Origin of the sequence: Kineococcus gurbantunggutensis (assembly GCF_050871925.1) — a bacterium.
Classification (GTDB): Bacteria; Actinomycetota; Actinomycetes; order Actinomycetales; family Kineococcaceae; genus Kineococcus.
In genome coordinates, this window is the sequence record NZ_JBJLSG010000004.1 from 1 (window position 1) to 11873 (window position 11873).

6 protein-coding genes are annotated in these 11873 nt (G+C 74.3%); 4 read left to right on the plus strand and 2 right to left on the minus strand.

What is annotated here, in order from left to right:
• Positions 1-958, minus strand: a 958-nt coding sequence (locus tag ACRYR7_RS00990; protein WP_432570200.1) for a HAMP domain-containing protein, incomplete at its 3' end; no start/stop codon positions are given.
• Between the two features lie 481 nt (positions 959-1439).
• On the opposite strand from ACRYR7_RS00990, the gene ACRYR7_RS00995 reads away from it, so the two are divergent.
• Positions 1440-2579, plus strand: coding sequence for a diguanylate cyclase domain-containing protein (locus ACRYR7_RS00995; RefSeq protein WP_432570201.1), 1140 nt, complete (start codon positions 1440-1442; stop codon positions 2577-2579).
• A gap of 66 nt (positions 2580-2645) precedes the next feature.
• On the opposite strand, the gene ACRYR7_RS01000 is transcribed toward ACRYR7_RS00995, so the two are convergent.
• On the minus strand, positions 2646-5315 hold the full coding sequence (locus ACRYR7_RS01000) for a family 43 glycosylhydrolase (RefSeq protein WP_432570202.1): 2670 nt from the start codon (positions 5313-5315) through the stop codon (positions 2646-2648).
• 1250 nt (positions 5316-6565) lie between these two features.
• On the opposite strand from ACRYR7_RS01000, the gene ACRYR7_RS01005 reads away from it, so the two are divergent.
• The 3 genes from ACRYR7_RS01005 to ACRYR7_RS01015 all read left to right on the plus strand — a co-directional run bounded on the left by ACRYR7_RS01005 (position 6566) and on the right by ACRYR7_RS01015 (position 11801).
• Positions 6566-9079 carry an amidase gene (locus ACRYR7_RS01005; protein WP_432570203.1) on the plus strand — a complete coding sequence of 838 codons (2514 nt, stop codon included), beginning with the start codon at positions 6566-6568 and terminating at the stop codon, positions 9077-9079.
• Positions 9080-9263: 184 nt separating this feature from the next.
• Complete coding sequence (locus ACRYR7_RS01010; RefSeq protein WP_432570204.1) at positions 9264-10913, plus strand: phytoene desaturase family protein; 1650 nt, start codon at positions 9264-9266, stop codon at positions 10911-10913.
• 114 nt (positions 10914-11027) lie between these two features.
• Complete coding sequence (locus tag ACRYR7_RS01015) at positions 11028-11801, plus strand: cyclase family protein (protein WP_432570205.1); 774 nt, start codon at positions 11028-11030, stop codon at positions 11799-11801.
• Positions 11802-11873: the final 72 nt, after the last annotated feature.

Consider the following 11873-nt stretch of genomic DNA (forward strand, 5'->3'; position numbering starts at 1 on the left):
AGGCGGAGATCTCCTCGGTCGCGGCGGAGACGACCTGGGACTGGCTGGAGGCCTGCACCGCCCCGGAGGACAGCTGGGTGGCCACCGCGGAGAGCTCCTCGGAGGAGGCGGCCAGGGTGGTGGAGGCCCCGGCGATGCGGCGCATGGTGCCGGTGAGGGTGCCCACGGCGTGCTGCAGGGCGCCGGCCATCTCGCTGAGCTCGTCGCGCCCGTCCACGTGCACCTCGCTGGCCAGGTCACCCTGCGCCAGCAGCACCAGGCGGTCGCGCACCCGCGCCACCGGCGCGGTGACCGAGCGCGTCACCAGCACCGCCAGCAGCACCGCCAGAGCCACACCCGCCCCGCCCAGCACCGTCATCAGCACCGCCCCGCGCTCCTCGGCGGCCACCGCGTCGGCCTGCGCGGCCTCGAAGGCGTTCGCGGCGTCGGCGACGACCTCGTCCAGCAGCACCCCCATGGCGGTGTACAGCTCGATCTCCTCGCCCATCACCAGCTCGGTCGCCGCCGCGGCGGCAGCCGGCTCGCCGCTGCGGTACCCGGCGGCCACCTGCTCGTCCAGCGCGGCGAAGCGCTCGTACAGCTCGGCGACCTGCGCGATGTCGTCGTCGGTCTCGGCGACGGTGCTGCGCTGAGCCAGCACCTGCAGGGCCTGCTCGAAGCGCTCGGCGGAGTCCAGGTAGGCCTGGCGCGAGCCGCTGCCGTCCTGCGCGGCTGCCGCCACGCCGCGCACGGCGTCGAAGGCGTAGGCGGTCTGCCAGCCGTTCAAGTCCGCCGCGGCGTGCTTGGCCGTGGCGGCGGCGATGCCGAAGCGCTCCTGCGCGTGCAGGCGCTGCGCGGCCCGCCCTTGCGCGGCGCCGGCGATCAGCCCGGCGGCCACCACCGCCAGCATCAGGGCCACGAGCACCGAGAACGCGGCGGCCAGGCGGTGACCCAGGCGCAGGCGACGCAGCAGCGGCATGCTCGACCCCTCGGCAGGAGCGTCGAGCCGCTGAAGCACACGCGCCGGGTGCGGCACCTGCTCGAGCACTCCCCGCAGGGGACGACGGTGCCGGCACCACCGTCGAGATCGACGTTCAGGTGGGGCGCGCGCGACCGACGCACCCGCACGACCAGCCTGCGACCACCCGTTCGCCGCCTCCAGGCGGTGGTGCGCGACACCGATACCGTCGAGCAGGGCAGCAGCGGGACCACCACCGCTCGAGCGATCACCGATCGAGCGGTGACCGGTCGGACGAGCGCTGGTTGACCGGTGGGCGCCGACGGCGCCAGACGTCGTGCCGGCGGGGTGGCCCCACCCTTCCCGACGGTGCTCCAGCGGTGCTCCGACGGTGCTCCGACGGTGCTGCGCGGATCGAGATCGTGGAGGCGGTGTGCCAGGCGGCGCGCGGAGCGGTGCACCCAGCGGTGCAACCCGCCGCACCCGCGCGAGCTCCGGGGCTGTGCGCACGAGCACTGCGCGCCGGAACGCGGCGCGCCTGGCCGGCGCGGCGGTGGGCATCGCCGCGCTGGCCGCTCTCGTGTGGTGGGCCCTGCCTGACACGGCGGTGCACTCACCGCTGTGGACGCAGGTGATCGGCTGGCCCGCGGCCCTGCTGCTGCGCTGCGACCCGGTGCAGCGCTGGATCGGCTCCGGGCGCCTGGAGAACCGCGTGTGGCTGCGCGTCTTCCTGGCCGGGGCGCTCTTCGCCGCCACCATCGCCCCCACCGGGGTGGCCTTCCTCTTCCCCGTCTTCGCCGCCCTGGTCGCCAGCGTGCACCTGCAGTGGAGCGGCGCGCGCGCCTGGCGCCCCTGCGCGGCCATGACGCTGACGCTCAGCGCGGCGCTGCAGGTGCCCGTGCAGGCCGGTTGGCTGCCCGCACCGCTGTCCGCACCGCTGGAGCTGGTGGCCGCGGTCATCACCACGCTGCTGTCCCTGCTCGTCATCGGCAACATCGCGGTGCTGGCCGCCCAGCGCGAGGCCGGCAGCGCCGCCCTGGAGGCCGAGCGGCGCACCCGCCACGACCAGCTGCTGCACGCGGCCACCCACGACGCGCTGACCGGGCAGCTGAACCGCGCCGGGCTGCAGGAGCACTTCACCCAGCGCCTGGGCGGCGCCCTGCCCAGCACCGCCGGGCTGCCGGGCGCCGGGCCGTCGGGCACCTGGTGGGACGGCAGCAGCTCGCAGGAGAGCCGAGCGGGGTTCGGGATCGACGCGGGAAGCGCCATCGCGGTGGTCTACATCGACCTGGACGACTTCAAGCCCGTCAACGACCGGTACGGCCACGCCGCCGGCGATGAGCTGCTGCGCCTGGCCGCGCAGCGCCTGGCCGGCCTGCTGCGCCCGCAGGACCGCCTGGCACGCCTGGGCGGGGACGAGTTCGTCGCGGTGCTGGCCACCGGCGAGCCCGACGTGGTGCACGCGGTGGCCACCCGCGCCGCCGGCGCCCTGCAGGAGCCCTTCGACCTGGGCGGGACCGTGGTGCGCATCTCCGCCAGCATCGGCACCGCCCTCAGCGGCGAGCCGGGCACCGACCTGGACGAGCTGCTGCGCCGCGCGGACGCGGCGATGTACGCGGCCAAGACCGCGCGCCGGCGCTAGGCGGACGAGGAGGGTCGCCCCGATGGACCGGGGCGACCCTCCCTGCACGCGCGCGGGCGCTGCGGCTCAGTCGAGCTTCAGGACCCGGTCGATCACGTGGGCGACCTGCACCTGGCCGAGGTTGACGTCGACCGCGGTGACGGTGGCCGCGACCCGACCGTCGTCATCGAGCAGCCTCACGCGGTCGCCCTCGACGCGGACGGTGAGCGTGGACCCGCCGGCGGTGGTGAGCTCGGTGCCGTCGGCGGCGAGCACGTCCTCGCTGGTCAGCGTCGCGTCCAGGACCACGTGGTCGAGGAGCAGGCGCTCCAGCTCCGCGGGCGGGGTCCAGCGCAGCCGGGCGGCGGCGGCCTTCTCGTTGGGGACGCGACCCCGCCAGCCGGCCCGCAGCGCGGCGGTGAAGGCGTCGTCGTCGGGCAGGAAGGCCGTCAGGGCCCGCTGGGGATCGGCGAGGGCGCTGAGCGGGCTGCCCGGCCGTGCGGCCAGCACCCGCTCGAGCGCGACGGAGAGCAGGTCGAAGTCGGAGCCGTCCGCGTGGTGCGGGTTCTCCGGGCCGGAGGTGTCCTTGCTGAGCACGTCGGCCAGCGAGACGTCGGTGGCCCAGCGCTCGGCCGCGGTGAACTGCCAGGTGTCGACCTCGAGGAGGTCCTCACCCTCGGGACCGGTGAAGGTCATGTAGACGTCGTGGACGCCGGTGACGCCCTCGAGCCGCGCGGAGACCTCGCTCCAGCCGCCGTCGCCGGCGGGGACGTCGATCGTGGCCACCACGGGCGCCTCGCGGTCGTCGAGCCGCAGCTCGATGCCCGCTCCCGGGGCCAGCGCCCGCACGCCGGCGGTGAAGGACGCGGCCCCGTCGGCACCGAAGTCCACGGAGGACAGCGACGTCCAGTCGCCGTCGTCGATGTCGGTCAGCGCCAGGTTGGGCGCGTCCGGCCCGAACTGCCGCGAGGGCGCCTCGACCGCCACCGTGGTCAGGCCCTGGCGCCAGGCGATGGTCTCGGCCTCGAGCACCTGGTACGGGTCGAGGTCCTTGACCTGCTCGACCCCCTCGTAGGTGCCGACGACCTGCTGGATCGTCCCGTCCTCGTTGAACTCGAGCTTCTCGATGTGCGGGCTGCGGTAGCCCTGCGTCTGGTCGCCGTTGATCCGCTTGTTCAGCGTGGGCGCGTGGTGGGTGAAGTAGTGCTCCCCGCCCAGCTCGAACACGGACTGGTGGTTGTTGCCCCCGGTCCCGGCGCCGAAGAACCGCGACTGGTTGGGGAAGAGGACGCCTGCGTACTTCTCCTTCGGCCACGCGTCGACCTGGTCGGAGATCATGTAACCGATCTCCCCGCCTCCGGGGTACCCCGGGGTGCGCGGCTGGTCGCCGCCGAAGTCCGGGCCGCCGAAGTGCGAGGAGTAGGAGAGGTAGTAGCGGCCCTCGCGCTCGAAGACGTGGGCGGCCTCGAAGGAGACGGGGGTGTCCACGACCCGGGCGGTGCCCTCGGTGCTCACCATGTCCTCGGCCAGGTCGATGACGCGGATGTTCTTGGGGTTGTTGAACCGCTCGATCGCCGGCAGCGACGTGGAGGCGGGGCCGCCGCCGAAGAACAGGTGGGCGTCGCCGTCGTCGTCGACGAACGGCGACGGGTCGAACTTCCACGCCACGTCCTGCGCGCCGGGCGTGCGGGCGTCGATGAGCGTGCTGTCGCGCTCGTTGTTCCAGGGACCCAGCGGGGAGTCCCCGACGATGACGTTGCTGGATCCGCCGCCGTTGGCGTAGTAGAGGAAGGTCTTCTCCTCCCCGTCGACGGTCTTCTGCACCGCGCCGGGCGCCCACGAGTTGTTCGTGTAGGGCGCGACACCACTGGGGCCCGCGACCTGGATCTCGCCGTGGTCGGTCCAGTTGACGAGGTCCTCGGAGGAGATGACGGTGAGCTGGTTGATGTCCCCGTAGTCGATCTGCGGTGAGACGCCGGTGGCGGGGTCGGGCGCGTAGCCCTGGGTGTCGTTCGTCATGTAGAGGTACACCCGGTCGCCGTCGACCATGGCGAACGCGTCGGCGCCGAACTTGTGCGAGATCAGCGGGTTGCTGTCGCCGGGCAGCTTGCCCACGACCTCGACGGTCCGCGACGCCGGCGGCGGCGGTGGCGGGGCCTCGACGCCCTCGAGGGAGACGTCGTCGACGGTGAAGTCCATGAGGTGGGTGTCCGGGTTGGCCTGCGGGTCCGCCACCCACGGGGTCTCCAGGAAGACCCGGGCGGTGCTGACGTCCTGCCCGGCCGGGACGGTGAACGTGGCCTCGATCAAGCCCCACTCACCGCGCTGGACGGTGACGGTGCCCATGTTCGCGTACGACCCACCGCCGAAGTGGATGGTCATGAAGAACTGCTTGGTGGCCGGGCTGTCGGCGTCGTCGTACTTGATGCGGGCGCTGAGCTCGTAGGTCTGCCCCGCCCGCAGCTTGCCGGACAGGTCCTGCATGGGGCCGGAGCCCGTGGAGCCCCGCTCGGTGACCAGCACGGCGCTGTCCCCGGAGTAGGCGTCGTCGGTGGTGGCCAGCTGCGCCCTGTCCCCGGCGTTGCCGTTGTTGGCGAACCAGCCGGTCAAGCCGTCCTCGAAGCCGCCGTTGCTGATGAGCTCCGTGGCCGCCGAGGCCGACGTCGCCGAGGGCCCTGCACCGATCAGGGTCATCGTCACCGCGACCGCAGCTGCGGCCACCCGCTTGGTGGGGGCTGTTCTCGTTCGTCGTTGCACGAGCCCGCTCCTTCGATCCTCTGCGTCGTGGTCGCTGCGTGCGACACGTCCCTCGGGCAGGCCCACCGGCGCACGACTCCCGGAGAGGGTTCTGCCCCGCGAGAGCGCCTGGTTGACGTCGACAGCGACCTCAACCAGAACCCTCCGCACGACGGGCCGTTCCCGTGCTCGTCGTGCACCGATCCGATCCTGGCGACCGTGCGTCTGGCGCTGCGGCGCAGGCTGCGCGAGGCGAGAAGCGCACCCTCCGCGACGGCACCAGGACTGTATGGATACAACCATCGCTCACAGCAAGCGTCAAGCAGCGGGGTCTGCCGCACGATCCGGTACCACCTGGACCTGCCTCACCCGCGGATCGCCCCACACCCCGTGAAGGACCAGCGTCCGCCGAGAGGCTCCGATCGTGCCCAGACCCTCGCCCGTCGAGTTCCACGCCGCCTCGCGGCTGGAGGAACCTCCCGGGAAGCGGGGATCACGGCTCCGGCTCGTCCTTCCCCGCTGCGCGAGACGCGCGCCCGGCCGAGCCCACCCGAGCGAGAGGCGCACGGGTCGACGAGCGCTCGGTCCCGGTGCGGGGACACCTCCTGCGCAGTGGCGCCACCGCTCACGACCTCGCACACCGCACGTTCCACGGTCCCTCACCCCACGAGCGAGGGTGATTCCCGCGCGCGAGGGGGTCGCCGCCCCTCCTCCAGCGCGCGGGAGGTGCCCTCCGCGAGCAGCACACCCGGGAGCGAGGTGTGCTGCTGCACGGTGGTGGATACCTCCTCGAGGCCGCGCGACCGTCTTCACCCGGCGCTGGTACGCCGCCGAGGCGCTGGAGCACGGCTGGTCGCGCAACGTCCTGGAGCACCACATCAGGACCGGCCTGCGCACCCGCAGCGGGGCCGCACCCCCCGGCGTCGCCCCCCGGTGGCGGTGGCCACCTACGACACCCTGCCGCCCGAGCAGCCCGCCGGGCTGCCCGGCGTCGAGGAGATCTGACCGCCGCGCTGACCGACGTCCTCACCGATCGTCCCGCCCGCACGCGCGGGCCGGGCGCGCGCGAGGTGCACGCGAACCCGGCTCGGGTGCGCACCGGGGTGCGGTGCCGGCGCTCGGTCGGTGCGCTCAGGCACTCATCGTCACGTGGCGGAAACACAGCAGAAACACAGGCGGGCGATCCTCCCAGGGCAGCGCCGGGTCCGCACGACCTCGGCACCCTCGAGCGAGGAGATCCCCCCGTGACAAGAAGGTCACGTCTGACGGCGTTGGTCGCGGCCCCCCTGGCCGCCGCCGTGCTGGTCGTCCCGGCCGGCACGGCCAGCGCCTTCACCTACGTCAGCGACGCCCGCGGCACCGCCTGGGGCGTCCAAGACGCCTCCGCGCCCGGCGTGGACACCGGCAGCATCCGCGCCACCCAGATCGGCACCGGGGTGCAGGCGCCGTACTCCACGATGCTCAACGGCTACGGCGGCATCCGCGTCAGCGTGCAGGCGCACGGCTCCCACACCGGACCTGGCGGCGGGCAGCCGCACCGCTTCGACGGCGAGCTGATGCGCGGGTTCGGTCTGAGCGAGCGCGAGCCGGGCCGCTTCGAGAGCACCCGCTCGATCGACCTGAGCGGGGTGCGCATCTCGCGCACCGTCGACATCGAGCAGGCAGGGGGTTTCGGGCGCTGGCTGGACACCTTCACCAACACCACGCGCCGCGCGTTGAGCGTGCAGGTCGCCTTCGGGGGGCAGACCGGTTACGGCGCCACCGGCACCACCGCCAGCCGGATCGCGGCCACCTCCAGCGGCGACGCGACCGCGGCACCGGGCGACGTGTGGACGGCCAGCGCCAGCGGCACCGCCGAGCCCACCGCACCGGGCACCACCCCCGGCACCACGCCCACCACGGGCGGGCCCAGCGCCACCGTGCTGGGCTCCTTCGAGCGCACCGGCAACTGGCTGCGCGACACCTTCACCCAGCCGATGGGCACCGAGGGGCACGCGGCGAACTTCCCCGCCTACGTCAACACCCTCACCCTGGCGCCGGGGCGCAGCGCCTCGCTGCTGCACTTCGTGGTCGTGGGCCAGCCCGTCACCGCCACCAGCGCCGCGGCGGAGCTGAGCGCGGTCACCGAGGTGGCAGCGCGGCTGGCCGACCGGCCGGACCTGGAAGGCCTGAGCCGCCAGGAGATCTGCTCGATCGCCAACTTCGAGGACCTCTCCCCCGCCGACGCGGGCCTGAGGCCCGGGCACTGCCGCGGGCGCGGCGCCGCCAGGGTGCACCAGCCCGACGCGCCCACCGCGCCGGCGGCGGTGACCACGTCCTCCTACGACGTGGTGGACAAGACGATCGGGCAGCTGCAGGCGGACATGGAGGCCGGCCGCACCACCTCGGTGGAGATCACCCGCGCCTACCTGGACCGCATCGCCGCCTACGACGAGGGTCAGTTCGCCTTCAACGCCTTCACCACCGTCGCCGACGACGCGCTGTGGCAGGCCGCCGCCGCCGACCGCCGCCGCGCGAACGGGGAGCGCGGGGCGCTGCTGGGCATCCCGATCGCGGTCAAGGACCTGTACGACACCCGCGACATGCCCACCACCAACGGCTCGCTGACCTTCGAGAACTTCCGCCCGGCCCAGGACGCCTACCAGGTCGCCCAGCTGCGCGGCGCCGGGGCGATCATCATCGGCAAGGCCAGCATGGAGGAGTACGCCACCTCCGGCTCGTACTCCGACAGCGCCTACGGCAGCGTGTGGAACGCCTTCGACCCCTCCCGCTCGGCGCTGGCCTCCTCCGGAGGCTCGGCGGTGGCCACCGCCACGAGCATGGCCGCGGCCGGGCTGGGCTCGCAGACGGGGGACTCCCTGTACGCCCCGGCCAGCGCGGCGTCCCTGGTGACGCTGCGCGGCACCGACGGCATGCAGTCCGACCGCGGCGTGATGCCGCTGTCGTGGCTGCAGGACTACGCCGGCACGATGACCCGCTCGGTGAGCGACCTGGCCGACATCCTCAACGTCACCTCCGGCACCGACCCGCTCAACCCCGAGACCGCTCAGGCCGACGCGCACCGGCCCGCCGACTGGCGCAGCGTGCTGGACGAGGGGGCCCTGCAGGGCAAGCGCATCGGACTGCTGCCCTCCACCTGGCAGGACCCGTACGGCACCACCACGACGATCGAGGCCTCCGAGGCCGCGCTGGGTCAGCTGCAGGCCGCCGGCGCGCAGGTCGTTCAGCTGGGAGAGGGCCCGCTGGCGCCGCAGCGCCCGCAGGTGGACGTGAACTGGGAGGGCTGGGCCCGCTACATCGAGACGCACCCGGAGCTGGGCATGACCTCCCCCACTGACGTGGTCTGCTCGCAGGACAAGCTGCCCTACACCCGCTACAGCCCGCAGTACTGCGAGGGCAAGACGCGCATGAGCGAGGCGGAGGTGGCGGCCTGGCGCGGCTACCGCGCGCAGTACCAGGCGAACATCGCCGCGTGGATGGACGCCAACGACCTGGACGCGGTGGTCTACCCGGGCCTGCTCTCCGAGATCAGCCTGAACGACGGCGGCGGCAACCGCTCCAGCTTCGGCCGGCGCGACACCCCCTCGGGCAGCTCGGGGGTGCCCACCGTGGCCTTCCCCGCCGGGCTCGACGCCAACGGCGCCCCCGTCAGCCTGCAGCTGATGGGCCGGGCGTGGCAGGACGCCGAGCTGGTCGCCATGGCCTACGCCTTCGAGCACCTCGCCGACGGCCACGTCGCTCCGGGCACCGCACCGGCACTGCCGCAGGCACCCGCCCGCCCGTAGGCAGCGCTGCCCGCGCAGGCACCCCCAGGCGACCCCAGCGCCCGGAGAGGACACCGGCCCGGCGACCACGACGGTCGCCGGGCCGGCCGCTCTGGCCAGCAACCGGGTCTCGGGCCAGGAGATCGGTCGTCGCGCTGCCGGCGGCCCTGGTCGCGGCTGCGACACCGGCCTACCCTGCTCGAGCATGGACCAAGCGCACAGCGACGCGATCGTGGTCGGCTCGGGCATCAACGGCATGGTCGCCGCCGCCGAGCTGGCGGGAGCGGGGTGGTCGGTCACCCTGCTGGAACGCTCAGCGCAGATCGGCGGGTTCATCGCCTCCGGCGAGCGGACCGTGCCGGGGTACGTGCACGACACCTTCTCCTCCTGGCACCCGCTGTTCGTCACCGGCGGCGCCTACGCCGCGCTGGGCGCCGACCTGCACCGGCACGGCCTGAGCTACGCCAACACCGAGGCGGCGCTCACCGCCAGCGTGGCCGACGACGGCCGCGTCACCCTGGCCCAGCGCGACCCGCAGCGCACCGCAGCGGGTTTCGCCGACCCGGCGGACGCGCGGGCCTACCTGGCGCAGCTGGAGCGCTTCGGGCGCAGCGCCGCTGCCCTGGGCGGCTTCTTCGGCACGGAGCTGCGCTCGGTGTCGGTGCTGCGCCCGGTGCTGCAGATGCTGCGGGCCAACGGCGTGCGGGGCAGCGAGGGCTGGGTGCGCGACGCGCTCAGCAGCGGGCGCGCCTTCGCCGCGCGCGAGTTCCGCGGCCCGGAGGTCGACCACCTGTGGGTGCCCTGGCTGCTGCACGCCGGCCTGTCCCCCGACCACGCCTGCGGCGGGCTGATGATCCCGGTGTTCGCCGCGACCCTGCACGGCGCGGGCCTGCCCGTCGTCGTGGGTGGGGCCGCCCGCTTCGTGGAGGCGTTCAGCGCCCTGCTGCGCGAGCGCGCGGTGGTGATCCGCACCGGCGCCGAGGTGCGCCGCTTCAGGGTGCGCGAGGGGCGGGTGAGCGGTGTGGATCTGGCGGACGGCTCCGTGCTGGCGGCGCGCCGGGCGGTGCTGGCCAGCGTGAGCCCCACCGCCCTGTACGGCGACCTGCTGCCGCCGGAGGCGGTGCCGGCGCAGCTGCGGCAGCAGGCCGCCTCCTTCCGCTACGGGCGCGCCGCCATGCAGGTGCACGTGGCGCTGTCCGAGCCGCTGCGCTGGAGCGATGCGCGCCTGGACGAGGTGCCCCTGGTCCACCTCACCGACGGCTCGGCCGGCACCGGCATCGCGTGCGCGGAGGCCGAGGCGGGTCTGCTGCCGCGCCGCCCCACGGTCGTGGTGGGCCAGCAGGCGCTGCTGGACCCCAGCCGCGCCCCGGCCGGGGCGGGGACGCTGTGGCTGCAGCTGCAGGAGCTGCCCGGCACGCCGGTGGGCGATGCCGCCGGTGAGCTGGACACCTCGCGGGGCTGGAGCGCGCAGCTCGCCGGGGCCTACGCCGAGCGGGTCCTGGCCCGGCTGGCGCGCCACGCGCCGAACCTGCCCGGCGCCGTGCGCGGGCTCGACGTCCTGTCGCCGGCGGACCTGCAGCGCTCGAACGTCAACGCCGTCGACGGCGACCCCTACGGCGGATCGGCCCAGCTGGACCAGAGCTTCCTGTGGCGCCCGCTGGCGGGCAGCGGGCGCCACCGCACACCGGTGCGCGGACTGTGGCACCTGGGTGCCTCCACCCACCCCGGAGCCGGCCTGGGCGGCGCCTCCGGGCACCTGGTCGCCGGTGAGCTCCTGGCGCTGCAACGGCGCCAGGAGCGCCGGGTGCGCCGTGGCGGCGCGGCCGCCGCGGTGCGCCGGTTCGCCTCGCGGTGAGCCGGCGCCCCTCGCACCCGCCGATCCGGCGCGTGCCCACCGATCTGCCGCTGCGGCTGCCTCGGCACACTCGCGTGCGTCCGGCACGCTCGAGCAGCACCTCGAAGGAGCACGATGAGCACCCTCGCCACCTTGCAGGCCGCCCTCGCCGCCGGGGACGTCGAGGTGATCGACCTGACCGCTCCGCTGAGCCCGAGCACGCCGGTGCTGCAGCTGCCGGCGCCCTTCGCCAACACCATCGCCTTGAGCCTGGAGGCCGTCAGCGACTTCGACGAGGCCGGGCCCGCGTGGAGCTGGAACAACATCCACACCGGTGAGCACACCGGCACCCACCTCGACGCCCCCGTGCACTGGGCCACCGGTCGTGCGGGGCGCTCGGTGGAGCAGATCCCGCCCTCGCGCCTGCTGGGGCCCGTCGCGGTGATCGACAAGAGCGCCGAAGCCGAGGCGGACCCGGACTTCCTGCTCGAGCCGGAGCACCTGCAGGCCTGGGAGGGCGAGCACGGTCCGCTGCCGGCGGGGAGTTGGCTGCTGCTGCGCACCGGCTGGAGCGCGCGCGCCGGCTCGCAGGAGAGCTTCCTGAACGCCGACGAGCAGGGGCCGCACACCCCTGGCCCGTCCGTGCGGGCGGCCACGTGGCTGGCGAACTCCCCCATCTCCGGGTTCGGCGTGGAGACCGTGGGCATCGACGCCGGTGCCGCCGGGGGCTTCGAGCCGGCCTTCCCCGCGCACCACTTCCTCCTGGGCGCCGACAAGTACGGGCTGACCCAGCTGCAGAACCTGCACCGGCTGCCCGCCACGGGCGCCGTCCTGATCGTCTCCCCGTTGCCGATCGTGGGCGGCACCGGCAGCCCGGCGCGCGTGTACGCCCTGGTGGAGAGGAGCTGACGTGGGCGCTCTGGAGGGCGTGGGCGCCTCCGGCGCGACGACGGGGACCGGGACCGGACGAGCGGCGCAGCC